The following is a 13,502-nucleotide window of genomic DNA, read 5'->3' as shown; positions in this document are numbered from 1 at the left end:
AACAGATGGCTATCGATTTAGATCTCTCCTCGCCGACATTCAAAGGCGCCGCCGGCAACGCGGCCGCCGATAGCAGTGTATCCGGCGGTCTTGCACCGGCCATACGCATCACGCGCGCCGGGCGAAGCTCCATGCTGCCGTTGACGACGGAGCGGCAGATGGTCGGCGGCAGCGCCGATTGCGACCTGATCATCCTCGGCGACAAGCCGGAACCCGCCTTGGCCATATGTCTGCAGCGCTCGCGCGGCTCCTATACGGTGTCGTTGACCGCGTTGCGGGACGGCCTGACGGTCGATCGCCGTTCCATTCAGCGCGATCAGACGATTACCCTCGGGAAAAACCAGACCATCTCCTTTGACGGCACGACATGCCGGCTCGAAGGTCTTGGCGCCGCGCGCGCGCGGTTTGCGCCGCGCCGGATCGCCGCTGCCGGCCTTCTCGTGCTCGCGGCAATACTTCTGTTGACCGGCCTTTACGACAGCAACGCGCCGGCGCAACAGGCGCCGCTCGTCAAGGCTCAAACGGCCCCCGAACCGGCGCCGTTATCGGCTGCGATCGCCGCCGAAATCCGCCAGGCCGTTCGCATGGCGCAGCTTTCTCCCGATTTGAGCGTCGTCGCCACCGCCGACGAAATTCGCATCGGTGAGGGATCGCCGCCCCTCAGCCTGCCCGACAAAACCAAGCTGCGCGGCATCATCGCGTCGATGAGCCGCCGCAGTTCCGTCGCCATCGTCGATCTCACTGCCCTTTCCTCCGGCCTCGACGGCTTCGTCGCCGCCGCCGGTTATACGCCCGTCAGGTTCATCATCGGCTCCGACGGCCACCGCTACGAGGAAGGCGATGTCGTTCCCAGCGGCTGGCGGATAAAGGAGATCCGCAATGACCAGATGATCGTTTCCCGCGACAGCGAGGACGATACGGTCAATTTCGCCTCCGCCGGGAATGCCCAGCCCAAGCTGGCCGAAATTTCCAGCAGCGAACAAGATTAGGCGATGGCGTCGAAAGCCGGATCATGAAGGTAAGGTCATCCGCCATCGCCATGCTTGCGCAGCGCACGGATATGCTGCTCGCGGTGTTTTTCGCCTCCGTCGTCACGATGATGGTGCTGCCGCTTCCGACAATCGTTCTGGACGTGCTGATCGCCTTCAATCTTTCCTTCGCCTTCGTGGTGCTGATCACCACGACCTATCTGAAAAGTGTCCTCGAAATCTCGACCTTTCCGGCCGTCATCCTGATCGGCACGCTCTTCCGATTGGCCCTGACGATTTCCTCCACCCGGCTCGTGCTGGCGGACGGCGATGCCGGCGAGATCATCATGGCCTTCGGCGACTTCGTCGTTTCGGGAAACGTCGTCGTCGGCCTGATCATTTTTCTGATCGTGGCGCTGGTGCAGTTCATCGTGGTGACGAAGGGCGCGGAGCGCATCGCGGAAGTCGGCGCGCGTTTCACCCTCGATGCCATGCCGGGCAAGCAGCTCGCCATCGACAGCGACCTGCGCAACGGTCACATCAGCACGGAAGTCGCGCAGAAGCGCCGGGCACGCCTCGAACAGGAGAGCCAGTTCTTCGGGGCGATGGACGGCGCGATGCGGTTCGTCAAGGGCGATGCCGTCGCCGGACTGGTGATCGTCGCCGTCAATCTCATCGGCGGCCTGGCGATCGGCATTTTCCAGAAGGGCCTGAGCTTTGCCGAAGCCGCCCATCTCTATACGCTGCTGTCGATCGGCGACGGCCTGGTGTCGCAGATCCCGTCCATTTTGATGGCTGTCGCCGCCGGCATCGTCGTGACCCGTGTTTCCGACGACGGCAACGACAGCCTGGGCAGCGATATCGGCCGCGAACTCTTCCGCGAACCTCGGGCATTGGCGATTGCCGCCGCCCTGACGATATGCGCCGGCTTCGTGCCGGGATTTCCCACAGGCGTGCTCGGCGCGATCGGCGTGTGCCTGGCGGGCCTTGCCTTCGCGGTTCATCGCCGGCGCACGGGCCAGCCCGCAACCGGATCGGCGAATGCGGTGGAAAGCGCCAATTCCTATCCGCTCGACAGGACGAAATATGGCGATCCCGTCGTCGCCACGGTCTCCATGGAAACGCTGGCGCGGCTTGAAACGATGAGCCTCGGCGAAATGCTGGACGGGCGTATCCGCATGGCGGCGCGCGCCGTCGGCGTCTCCGTGACGGTGCCGACGTTCAACGCCGATCCCCGCATGGCCGAGGATCTCATTCATCTCCAGGTAGAAAACGTACCGGCCGGCCTCATCAAATGCGGCCCGGAACGAACGGCCGAACAGATCGCCGACGATATCGTGCGCATCGTGCGCCGCCATATCGGCGCGCTTTTCAGCGTCGACGACGCCGCGCAATGGCTCGGCAGCCTCGAACCGCGTCTCGGCAAACTGGCGATCGATGTCGCCACCCAGGTCCCGCTGATGCTGACGGTCGCGGTCGTCCGACGGCTTCTGGATTCCGGCGTGACGCTGTCCCAGCCGCGCGGACTTCTGGAAGTGATGCTGCATGCCGGCACCGATCACGAGCCGGACGCCCTGGCCGAAATGGCGCGCGCGGCACTGGTCAAGCAGATTGCCTTCGGGCTTCTCGACCGGCGCGGATTGCTGCCGGCACTGGTGCTTCCCGCCGAATGGGACCATTTCGTCCGATCCTATGGAGAGGTGGGCCGAACGGCTGATAAGATCGAGATCGGCGAAAAATTGCGTCTTCTCGCCGAAGACACCAGAGCTGCCTTGGCCGACGCCAATGAACGCGGGCTCGACCCCGTCATTGTCATGCCAGGCGAGCTTCGTCTTCCCACTCAGATGCTGATGATCCACCACAACTGCCGCATTCCGGTGCTGGCGGCGGAGGAAATCGATAGGGATATCACGATCGACACGGTTGGAGAGGTCGGGCAAATCCGGAACGCTGCCGGATCAAGACAAAGGTCGAGTGTATAAACACTTGAAGTAGAAGAGACCAGCAGGGGATGAATGCAATGTATGGCGTAGATGGACAAAAGCCCATAGACTTCGACAGAACCTCCCGTTTCGACGTTGAGTCCGATTGCCATGGCAGCGGTAATAAGATCGACATGGGCTCGCATCGCACCCAGAACACGGATTTCACCACCAGCCGAATCCGCAAGGTCTCACCCTTCGAAGATCTCTCCGGCAACCCGCCGATGCTGACCTCCTATGTGCCGACGTCGCGGGGAACGTCGGAAAGCGGCATGGATTCCGATTTCAAGGATGTGCTGCGCAAGCTCATCAACTGGCAGCCCGACTCTGAGAAGCCTGACAACGGGATGACCGATCCGGTTACACCCTTCAAGGTGAACGAAACGCCCGAGATCGAGACGGTTTCGCCCGGCTCTTCCGACACCAAGAAGGTCGATCCATCCGACGAGAAGCAGACCACGGTTTTGCAGACCACGACGGAAAAGTCCGGCCTCTCGAAGGAAGGCGACATCATCGTCGTCAACGAACCGATCGTCGTGGATGGAGGCGTGTTCGACGGCAAGGGCGCGACCTATACGGCCTCTTCCAAGCTCGGCGATGGCGGCCAGTCCGAAACCCAATCGCCGGTGTTCATTCTCAAGAACGGCGCGACGCTTAGGAATGTCGATCTCGGCGAGAACGGCGCCGACGGCATTCATGTCTATGGCGGCGCGACACTCGAAAACGTCAATTGGCAGAATGTCGGCGAGGATGCGCTGACGGTAAAAAGTGCGGGCGACGTCACTATTATCGGCGGCTCTGCCAAGGGCGCGACCGACAAGATCTTCCAGATCAATGCCGACACGACGTTCTATCTGAAGGATTTCGTCGCTGACGGCTTCACCACGCTCGTGCGCACCAATGGCGGCAAGCAGATCGATGCCGACGTCACCATCGATGGCGGCTCGTTCTCCAACGGCAGCAACGTCTTCCGCACCGACAGCTCGCTTGCCAGCGTAAAGTTCCTGTCCGATATCACGCTGGACAATGTGAAGAACTGGACGCGTGTGGGTGACAACCAATCGGGCGTCTGAGACGTCCACCGGAACGACAAAGTGAAGATCGGGCGGGCGCCTCAAGCTCCCGCTTTTTCATTTTTGGTCTGGCCCTTGCCTGCGCGGCGGGCTGCTGCGCATTTCCGCGCCGATCTGTCTGCGCGCCGATTTCAGCTTCGGATCGCCCTGAGTATCCTTGTATTCCCGCCGGGCCTCAGTCTTGGTCATGCGATGCTCATGCTTGAACAGCGCACGTGAAATGCGGATGTCGAAAAACGCCGCCGCCACCATGATGCCGGCGGCAATGACCAGGATCGAGCCGAGAAGATGGGCTGCCGTGGAGAGCGTGCATGCTTCTCCGCAAAGAGGCGACCAGAAGATGCTGTTGAGGAAATAGAGGATCGCACCGCCGCCGGCGGTTGCGAGCAGGACAAACTTGACGAGCCCCTTGACGAACTCGGCGATGCTCGCGAGCGAAAAAAGCCTCTTGATGCCCTCGAACGGATTGAGCCGGGTGAAATCGAAGCTCATATGTTTGAACGATACGGGAAACCCCTGCCCGTCGAGGATCGACACCAGGATGGTCGCGGCAAGACCCATGGCAAGCGGCAGCCAGATGAGATCGAGCAGCGCCACGCCGGTTTCGCTCAAGCCGACAGTGACGGCGTCGGAGACGTCGGCTCGCGCGGCGGACTGAAGGCCGGCATCGAAACTGCGGGTGAAATCCTCGAGGATATCAGGCAAGCCCCAGGTGACGTAGACGGCGATGGCAAGGACGGAGATCGCAACCGGGATTTCCTTCGAGCGGGGAACCTGGCCCTCGCGGCGGAGCCGATCGAGCTTCACCCGGCTCGGCGGCAGGGTTTTTTCCTCGGTATCGTCATTTTTGGCCATGGGTCACCTCCAGCATGGCTTTCACCTCGTTGAATCCGTCGATCCAGAGATCGTGGAAATAGCTGGAGATGAAGGCCGTGTAGATGACGAGGATGACCATGACCGCGAAGTTCTTGATGGCAGGCAGGCTGTCGTTCAGCGGGAACTGTTTGGACGACCGGCCGACGAAGGCCAGCGACAATTCGAGCGCGCAGGTGACGATCATGAACGGGGCGGCGAGCAATCCGGCCGCCTTGAAGAGCCGGCCGAAAACACCGAGGATCATGTCGAGCGGGTCGTCGGGCATGGCGGGCATCAGCTTGAAGAGCGGCCAGAGTTCGAAGGATTTGTAGAAAATAGCAATGAGATCGATCATTCCGCCGGCGCTGACGAAAATCACCAGAGCGATCGACATCATCAGCGAACCGAGCGGTGCGGTTTCCAGCGCGTTGATCTGGTCGAAGAGATTGGCGGCATTGGCGCCGCGATAGACATCGGTCATGTCGCCCGCTGCCTGGGCCGCCCAGAAGGGAATGCCGAGCCCCATGCCGATGAGCGCCCCGAAGCAGAGTTCCTTGATCGCAAGACCGGCAAGATCGAACCAGGACGTATCGCCGAGCGCCAGCACCGAATAGGCGAAGGCGACGGAGGGCGCCGAAAGGCCGATCGCCAGCCCGAAACGCAGGATGCCGACGATGCTGAACAGCGAGAAGATCGGGAAGATCAGCAGGATACCGAGCGCGCGGGCGGCTCCGAGCATCGCCGCGGCAGGTGCCGCGACCTCGATGCCGACGAGCGGAAGATGATCCGGCCCCATCCGCCTCGCCTCACTGAACCATGGTCGGGAAATCATTGAGGATATGAATGGAATGTTCGATCAGCGGCGTCGCCAGCACTCGGCCGAACAGCAGCAGGGCGATGGAGATCACGAAAATCTTGACGATCTGCGCGATGGTCTGTTCCTGGATCTGTGTGGCGGCCTGGAAAATGGCGATGACGAGCCCGAGAATTGCCGCCAGGCCCAGAATGGGACCGGCCAAGGCGAAGGTCGCCATGACGGACATGCCGATTTCGGCGGCGACCTGATCCTCAGCCATGACACGCCTTTCCGCTGGAAACGGCTGGCGCCCGAATTGGTGCTTGCTTGAAGGCGGGATTCTTACTGCGCATAGGACAGCACCAGACCTTCCAGCAATCGCCGCCAGCCGTCGATCGAGACGAAGAGCAGCAGCTTGAGCGGTGTGGAAACGACAGTCGGGGACATCATCTGCATGCCGAGCGCCACGAGAATGGCGGAGACGGCGAAATCGATCATCAGGAAGGGTAGATAGATCAGGAACCCGATTTCAAATGCCCGCGTCAGTTCCGAAACGAGGAAGCTCGGCGTCAGCACGGTAATGTCGTCGGAGGCGATGGGCGTTGCCGGCGCGTTCGCCCAAATCTTCTGCGATGCCTGCACGAAGAAGTCCCGGACCTCGGCGTCGGAGAATTTCAGCATGAAATCCTTGAGCGGAGCCGCCACCTTGACCATGCCGTCCGCCATGCCGCCGATCGTGCCGAAATCGCCGCTATGGGCCAGCAGCAATTGCCAGCTGCTTTGCAATACCGGGTTCATCACGAATGCGGAGAGCACGATGGCGATGGCGAAGACCAGGAGGTTCGGCGGCGTCTGCTGGATGCCGATCGCATTGCGCACGATCAGCAGGACGACCGAAATCTTGGTGAAGGATGTCGCGATCACGGTAATGACGGGCAGCATCGAGATCGCCGCCATCGCCACGAGGCTCTGGGCAAGGGGAAAGGTCTGTTCCATCAGTCGTGCAGCACTGTCACGCGAACGGCGCTCAATCCATCCACGGAGATGATTTCACCCCGCCCGATGACGCGGCCCTGGGCGATGATGTCGACGGCATCGGTCATGGGCCGGTCGAGCGTGAAGACATAACCTTCGCCGATCGTCTCGAGCGTGCGAAGCGGAAGCTCCATCCGTCCGGCATCGAAGACGAGCTTGATCGGGATGCTGTCGACAGGCGACGGACGCGGCTCGCCCTGCAATTCCTGATCGACGGTTTCATTCGTCATGAAATGCCTCATTGGTCCGGTTGGCGTCGACAGAAGCGGCTCCGAGAGCACCGCGCCCTTGTCCGATCGCATGCAGGTTGCAAGGTAACGTTCCCCGGTGATCGCGATGACGGTCTCTGTCGCCGCCCCGTCGATGACGATGCCGTCACCCAGTCGCAGGGATTTGATCTCACCGACCGACAGCACGGCATAACCGCACCGGATACTGACTGTCGTCGTCAGGGAATCGAGGGTGTGGCGCGGCAGGCGGCTCGCCCAGCCGACCAGCCCACCAAGAAAAGCCTCGTCGAAGCGGCCGCTCAAGGGCAGGCTCATGCCGTTCCAGCCCACTTCGAAGCCGAAATTGCCGTTGAAATCCGGCTCCGGCTCGGTGCCGATCCGCAGCAGCGAAAGGCCGATGCCGATCTTGTTCTCGATCGCCTCGAAGACCTCGGCAAATTGATGTTCGACTACCGCCGCCTTTTCATGCGGCGACAGTTTTTCCCAGAGCAGCAGCGGTTCCAGCCTTTCAGCCACCAACCGCAACGCTCCAGCCGAAGCGACCAGCGTCTGCTCCCACTCACCGATACGGCAGAGAACAGCGACCGGATCGGCGATCCGTCTTGCCGCGATATCGGGGGATAACGGGCGAATGGAAAGCGCCTGCTCACGGACCGGAATGTGCCAGGCGGCGCGCATCGTCGTGACGGATCGGGAAAAGAAGCCCTCGGCCGTCGACGACCGGGACCCTATGGGCGCGACGATATTCATCGGACGAGCTCCTCGAGCGCTTCGACGATCGCGCCGAACGGCTGCGGCTTGCCTTGGCCGTCAAACAGGAAGCGCTTGATAAGCCCGTGTTTGGCGACGGCCTCGTCGACGGCCGCATCGCGCCCGTGGCGATATTCGCCGACGCGGATCAGCAATTCCACCTCGTCATAGAGGGCAAGCAGGGAGCGCAGCCTGTCGGCGGCCTGGCGATGGCTCTCGCTGACCACTGCGCTCATCGTGCGGCTTCGGCTGGCCAGCACGTCGATCGCCGGAAAATTGCCTGCTCTGGCAATCTTGTCCGAGAGCACGATATGGCCATCCAGCAGCGATCTGGTTTCCTCGGCGATCGGATCGTCCTGTTCCTCGCCCTCGACGAGAACCGTATAGAACGCCGTCATCGTGCCGTTTGCGCTGTTTCCGGCGCGCTCGAAGATCTGCGGCAGGACCGCGAATACGGAGGGTGGAAAACCGCGCCGCACCGGCGGTTCGCCTGCGGCGAGCCCCACTTCGCGCAAGGCGCGCGCCATGCGGGTGACGCTGTCGATGACGAGCAGCACATGTTTTCCCTGCTCGCGAAAATACTCGGCAATCGCCGTTGCCGTCATCACCGCCTTGAAGCGCTCCAGCGCCGGGCGATCCGATGTCGCGACCACCAGCGCCACATTCGACGGAACACCTTCCGGCATGTTGCCGGCAACGAATTCACCGACCTCGCGTCCGCGTTCGCCCACCAAGGCGCAGACGATCACATCGGCCTTGCTGTTGGCGACGATCTCCGACACCAGCGTCGACTTGCCGGCGCCCGGTGCGCCGAAAATACCGATGCGCTGGCCCTGACCGCAGGTCAGCAGTCCGTCCAAGGCGGCAATTCCCGAGGTAAACGGCTGCCGGATGGGGCGGCGTGACAAGGGATCGACCGGCTGGCCATAAAGCGGCTGCAGGAAGCGCGCATCGTCGCCGGCAGGGTTGGCGGAAGGACGCAGGAGATTGCCATGCGCGTCGACGATTGCGCCGAGCAGGAAATTGCCGACGGAGACCGCCGGTTCCCGGCCGGTCGGGACGATTTCAGTGCGCTGAGAGATGCCGCGGGTTTCGCCGTGAAGCGAAAGAAGCGCCATCTCGCCGTCGATACCGACGACGTCGCCAAGGCCGATGCGGCCCCTGCCCGGCTCATGCAGCTCACAAAGTTCGCCGATCCGAACCGAAGGAATGACCGCCCGCACCAGCAGGCCCGAAACACTTTTCACCCGGCCGCTCTGCCGCCGCACTTCCGCCTGTTCGAGCGTCCGTTCCATTCGAAGCAATGCGTCAGCCATGAACGAGGGCCTCGATCAGGGTGGCGAGCTGGTCTTTCAGGCCGATCTGGCTTCGTCCCGCCGATGTCTCCAGGACGATCTCACCGGAGGACATCAACGGATCCGTTTCGATAGTGATGCGATGGTCGATATCCGCAATCGCCCGGGCCATCATGGCGGCATCCTCGGGGGCGACATGCAGGGCGACCTCCTCGGCCTCGGCAGTCTGAGAGATGGCATGACGAACCAATCTCCTCGTGCGCTCGTCGGCCTCCATCGATCCGAGGATCAATCCGACCGATTTCAGAACCACGGCCTCAATCCAGCCGTTGAGATTGGAAATCTCCTGTTCGGCTTTTCCGAGAGAGGCGGCAAGCCGTGCAGCGGCATCACGAACGCCCTGTTCGAACCCGTCGCGATAGCCATCCCCGGCGGCTTGCTCGCGGGCAGCGGCAAGCATCGACTCGGATTGAGCAGCGCCCTGACGGGCCGCTTCCAGGATATCAGCTGCGTCCTTTATCTGGCCAAAGCTCTCTGCCGGAATGATGCGGTCATGACGTGCAAATTCCGAGCTCATCGTCCGGCGCCTTCCTGTATGGGGGCGACGTCATCGACGGCGGCCGCCGCCAAAGCGAGCGCCGGGCTCTTCAAGAGGGAAGCGGAACCGCTTTCCGCCATGTCGCGCCAGCCCGCCGACCGCCAGGCCGGGGAGATCCGGTATTCGTCGGCCAGCAGCGCCAGCATGGACCAGCCATCGGCCTCGACGATACGGCTTGCCTCCTGGCTCAAGAGATCGAGCGGCGGCGTTGCCGCGGAAAGATTGATGTGGCCGAGAGCGAATGCGACCGCTTCCTCGCCGTAAACAGCCCTGAGGTTCCCAAGGGTCGGGCGATCGACCGCAGGGCAGAAGGCCGCGAGATGATAGGCGAGGCCCGCCCGGAGTGCCGCCTTTGCGCGTTCGCCAGCGCTCATGGCAATCAGGCGGCGGGCGCCGTTGGGAAACGTGGCGGGATCGCCATGGGCTTCCGCGATCTCGGTAAAAAGCCGCCGATGCAACCGAGGCGAGAGAGACGTCCCACCCGCAAGCAGCGGCCCGATCGCACCCCATCGCACGGCCGTCGGGATATCCGCGGAGAGCAAGGCTGACTTGCGGAGCTTTGCCGCATTCGAGATCGCCTCGCCGTCGAAACGCGGCGTGCGCATGCTCAGCGCTCCTTCCGTTGCGGCAATAGCAGCAGCAGGCATGCGCCGATGGCGAGGATGATTGCGCCGATCACGGCCAGATTGGGACCCTTGAACGCCGAGAGGGCGCTTTGCACCATCGAGAGCGACGCTGTTGCGGGTGCGGGCGTCACGCTTGCCTCCGGCGTGGCCGCGGCCGTTCCCGCTGGAGCCGGCGGCGCGCCGACTTCCGACCAGGGGCTGACCACCACCGAGACATCCTCATAGGAGAGGTCGCGGATGCTGTTGACCAGAACTGACCGGCTTTTCATGTCGATCTCGTTGAGATTCGCGCCGGGGCGATATTGCAGCACGGCCGCGGCCCTTGCCTTCTCCTTGATGAGCCCGCGGCCATTCTCTTCCGGCAGCACCACATGCACGCGTGCCGAAGCAACACCGTCGAGCCCCGAAAGCGTTTCTGAGAGCTGCTGCTCGATGGCATAACTCATCCGCGCCTTCTGCTCATAAGGCGTCACGAGGAAGCCGTTGCCGGGAAAAAGCTCGGCGACATTTCCGAACGATTGGCGCGGCAGGCCGGCGCCGGCGAGCAGTTCTATCGCTCGGGCATGGTCGGCGGAATCGGCGGTGATCGCATATGTCCCGCCCTTTTCGCTCTTCATCGTGACAGCGATCCCCGCACGTTCGAGCAGGACCTGGGCATCCAGCGCATCGCGCTGGTCGAGCCCCGTCAACACGTCCTGGCTGCAGGCGGCAAGGAAGAGGCAGAGGGCAAGCAGGGCCGTCTTTGGAAGGACCTTGCGTGCAGACGAAGAGAGCAATGATCTCGAATGGGCCGATGCGATCATGACGTTCACTGGCCCTGGGTCAGTCGTTTGGAAGACGACATCACGGACTGAGTGAGCGACGACAGCAGCGTCGTACCGGTCGCGAATTGCTGTGATTTCTCCAGCCGGTCGATCGAGGTGGCGATGTCTTCGATCTTCGGCCCGCTGTGAGTTTTATCAGTCGCAAACCGCACGAGCGGCGTCTCCGGCTGGCCGTTTCCGCCCACGGGCATGAAGAATGCCGACAGCCGGTCGAGAATGCTGGAGGGCCTCGTATTGCCTTCCGGCGAGTAGGACGGGGGAATGGCGTCCGATTCAGGCGCGATCTTGCGGCTCTGGGTATTCGGAATGGATGCGAGCTCGGCTGGCTTGAAGCCGGTGAAATCCGTCGGCTGGAGGCCGATCCGCTCCGCCACGATCTCCGAAGTCTTCAGGACATTGCCTGTCGATACACCATCGACGGGCGGCGTGAAGGCGCGGCCGGAAAGTTCTTCTCCACTCATTGCAATTCCTCAACTCGGTACACGTCAACTGCAAGCGATGAACGGAAAACGCTACTCGTCGCTGCCTTCGTCGATCGCCTCCTTGGCGAAATTGAAAAGCGAATTGTTCAGCATCAGGGTGTTGGAAATCATGCCTGGCAGAAAGGCGTCGACAGCGGCGGAGAGAATTTCGCTCTCGCTGTTGGGATCGACCTTTTTCGTCGTGCTGCCGGTGGTGCCCGTGGAATCCGTCTTATTGGTCGTCAGCTCCACGGAGACAGGGTTCGCAGGCGCCAGGTTCAGGTCGGAATTCACTGCATCTACGGCCATATGAGCACTTCCATCAAGGAGTTATCAAAATGAATGCATGTTTTGATATGGATAAAAAAACGGATGGTCAATTGTATAAACTTAACCGATGGTTAATTTTTAGAATTAACGATCTTCCTAGGTAAATTTGCTTCCAATTATATTATAATGCAATGTTTCTTGTCCATAAAACGCAGCGAATATCCAAATTGCGCATAAAATTTATACTTTAAATTATTGCAAGATAATATTCACAGTCCCGCCGGCAATGAGCCGGCCGGGCCTGTGAATATTCAGATATCGGGCGCTATGAAATCGCTCGGGATCAGCCCACCGCCGTACCGCGCCGCTTCTCGACGTCGGCGGTGATCGCATCCCAGTTCTCAGGTGTAAGCTCGCGCTGTTCCGGTTCGCGGGGCGCGGGGTTCATGCCGCCCTTGGCGCCGACGATCGGACCTGTTTTGGCATAGATGCCGACGGTGTCGTTGACCGTGCGCTTGAGCATGTCGTTCACCATGTCGGTCTGCTTGTGGAAGGCTTTTTCCTGCTTGATGCTCTGGTAGATGGTATAGCCCGACCAGGCCGCCCAGGACACCGCGCCGGCGACCGCGAAGGCGAACGAGAAGCCGCCGGAGACGAGCGCTACCGTAGCGCCGGTGCGACCGAGGAAGGTGGAATTCACCAGCATGTTGGCAACGCCGGCCAGGCCTTCGATCGCGCCGATCGTATCGGCCGCAGTCCCGATCCCCATGAAAATCAGATCGACCGGATCGCCCTTGCCGCTCGTAAGCCCCTGCAGGAACTGGTAATATTCGACCGGCAGCCAGGCAACGCCGGCAACGGCGCCGATCGTCGTCCCGGTATTCTTGAAGAAGGCGGAAAGCACGCTGCGCTGCGCCCGCGCCAGTTCGTCGGAAACGCCGACGAGCGAACCGATCCCATCCAGCAGCGAGAAATTCGAAGCCTTGATCGCCGAACCGAGCGCGCTGCCCATGTGAGCCAGCGCGCCAAGGGCATGCAGCACCACGACGCCGATGCTGTCCCAGGTTGGGCTGGTCATGTTGAGGCCGGCATAGATGGAACGGGAGGCCGTCAGCACCGACATCACGCCGGAGGATAGCGCCGCCTTGTATTTGACCGGATCGACCCCTGCCGGCGTGGAGGTGGCGGTTTTGTCGATCAGTTTGCCGAGTTCGGCCTTGATGGTCTCGACGCTGCCGCCCGGACGCATCGTCGCCCAGAGGGCGGTGAAGATCGTCGTGAAATTGGTCTTGTACTGCGCCATGGCTTCGGCGTTGCCCTTGAACAGGGTTTCCGCCAGCGCATCCAGGCTCGGGGCGATGATCTTTTTGATCGCCTCCTCGGCGGTCTTGCCGTCAACGATGATCGGATCAATCACATCCGTGCCCGGCATCAGCGTCTTCATCAGCCCGGACATGGAAAGCCCCATGCCCTTGAGGCTGGATGTCAGATATTCGCTGTCGATATAGGGCAGGTCGAGCGCCTGGATGGTCTTGCTCCAGCCATTGTCCTTGGTGCCGAACATGCGCTCGGCGATCCAGGCATCGCCGCCGCTGCCGATGAAGAAACGACTGTCGGAACCGCCCGTCGCGGCGATCCCCTTGCCGGCCAGGCCGGTGGCGACCATGATCGCCGCCATGACGTCGTTGAACGAATAGCTGGCGAGATTGCTGGAGGGCAGCGGCGAGACGTTCTTGTCC

At 61.8% G+C, this 13,502-nt stretch carries 14 protein-coding genes and 1 pseudogene; 3 read left to right on the top strand and 12 right to left on the bottom strand.

The window, feature by feature from the left end; translation table 11 throughout:
• Positions 1-5: 5 nt before the first annotated feature.
• The 3 genes from QD408_RS22200 to QD408_RS22190 are packed head-to-tail and all read left to right on the top strand — an operon-like array spanning position 6 to position 4,023.
• Complete coding sequence (locus QD408_RS22200; protein ID WP_414140789.1) at positions 6-989, top strand: hypothetical protein; 984 nt, start codon at positions 6-8, stop codon at positions 987-989.
• Positions 990-1,012: 23 nt separating this feature from the next.
• On the top strand, positions 1,013-2,950 hold the full coding sequence (locus QD408_RS22195) for an FHIPEP family type III secretion protein (RefSeq protein ID WP_414140788.1): 1,938 nt from the start codon (positions 1,013-1,015) through the stop codon (positions 2,948-2,950).
• Between the two features lie 38 nt (positions 2,951-2,988).
• Positions 2,989-4,023: a pectate lyase gene (locus tag QD408_RS22190; protein WP_414140787.1), complete on the top strand. Its 1,035-nt coding sequence runs from the start codon at positions 2,989-2,991 to the stop codon at positions 4,021-4,023.
• Between the two features lie 57 nt (positions 4,024-4,080).
• Here QD408_RS22190 and QD408_RS22185 read toward each other — a convergent pair whose 3' ends face one another.
• The 12 genes and pseudogenes from QD408_RS22185 to QD408_RS22130 all read right to left on the bottom strand — a co-directional run.
• Positions 4,081-4,878 carry an EscU/YscU/HrcU family type III secretion system export apparatus switch protein gene (locus QD408_RS22185; protein WP_414140786.1) on the bottom strand — a complete coding sequence of 266 codons (798 nt, stop codon included), beginning with the start codon at positions 4,876-4,878 and terminating at the stop codon, positions 4,081-4,083.
• Positions 4,865-5,674, bottom strand: coding sequence for an EscT/YscT/HrcT family type III secretion system export apparatus protein (locus QD408_RS22180; protein ID WP_414140785.1), 810 nt, complete (start codon positions 5,672-5,674; stop codon positions 4,865-4,867). The genes QD408_RS22185 and QD408_RS22180 overlap by 14 nt, the downstream gene beginning before the upstream one ends.
• 10 nt (positions 5,675-5,684) lie before the next feature.
• The gene (locus QD408_RS22175) at positions 5,685-5,954 is read right to left on the bottom strand and encodes a flagellar biosynthetic protein FliQ (RefSeq protein ID WP_414140784.1); all 270 of its coding nucleotides are present in this window, start codon (positions 5,952-5,954) and stop codon (positions 5,685-5,687) included.
• Positions 5,955-6,016: 62 nt separating this feature from the next.
• The gene (sctR, locus tag QD408_RS22170; protein WP_414140783.1) at positions 6,017-6,670 is read right to left on the bottom strand and encodes a type III secretion system export apparatus subunit SctR; all 654 of its coding nucleotides are present in this window, start codon (positions 6,668-6,670) and stop codon (positions 6,017-6,019) included.
• Positions 6,670-7,689, bottom strand: a complete 1,020-nt coding sequence (gene sctQ / locus QD408_RS22165) for a type III secretion system cytoplasmic ring protein SctQ (RefSeq protein WP_414140782.1) — start codon at positions 7,687-7,689, stop codon at positions 6,670-6,672. The genes sctR and sctQ overlap by 1 nt, the downstream gene beginning before the upstream one ends.
• Positions 7,686-9,005: a FliI/YscN family ATPase gene (locus QD408_RS22160; RefSeq protein ID WP_414140781.1), complete on the bottom strand. Its 1,320-nt coding sequence runs from the start codon at positions 9,003-9,005 to the stop codon at positions 7,686-7,688. Before QD408_RS22160 ends, sctQ begins: the two co-directional genes overlap by 4 nt.
• Positions 8,998-9,561 (bottom strand): type III secretion system stator protein SctL, encoded by a 564-nt coding sequence (gene sctL / locus QD408_RS22155; RefSeq protein ID WP_414140780.1) that lies wholly within the window; start codon positions 9,559-9,561, stop codon positions 8,998-9,000. The genes QD408_RS22160 and sctL overlap by 8 nt, the downstream gene beginning before the upstream one ends.
• Entirely contained in the window at positions 9,558-10,187 is a 630-nt protein-coding gene (locus QD408_RS22150; protein WP_414140779.1) for a hypothetical protein, read from the bottom strand. The genes sctL and QD408_RS22150 overlap by 4 nt, the downstream gene beginning before the upstream one ends.
• Positions 10,188-10,189: 2 nt before the next feature.
• Entirely contained in the window at positions 10,190-11,020 is an 831-nt protein-coding gene (gene sctJ, locus QD408_RS22145) for a type III secretion system inner membrane ring lipoprotein SctJ (RefSeq protein ID WP_414140778.1), read from the bottom strand.
• On the bottom strand, positions 11,017-11,493 hold the full coding sequence (locus QD408_RS22140; protein WP_414140777.1) for a hypothetical protein: 477 nt from the start codon (positions 11,491-11,493) through the stop codon (positions 11,017-11,019). The genes sctJ and QD408_RS22140 overlap by 4 nt, the downstream gene beginning before the upstream one ends.
• Before the next feature lie 51 nt (positions 11,494-11,544).
• Positions 11,545-11,802: a hypothetical protein gene (locus QD408_RS22135; protein ID WP_088685425.1), complete on the bottom strand. Its 258-nt coding sequence runs from the start codon at positions 11,800-11,802 to the stop codon at positions 11,545-11,547.
• Between the two features lie 304 nt (positions 11,803-12,106).
• A pseudogene (locus QD408_RS22130) lies at positions 12,107-13,502 on the bottom strand (hypothetical protein); the annotation flags it as partial.

The sequence above is a fragment of the Rhizobium sp. BR 249 genome (genome assembly GCF_047445895.1).
Classification (GTDB): domain Bacteria; phylum Pseudomonadota; class Alphaproteobacteria; order Rhizobiales; family Rhizobiaceae; genus Rhizobium.
Note: the sequence above shows the minus strand (reverse complement) of the source record. Positions and strands in the feature narration are given on the sequence as shown.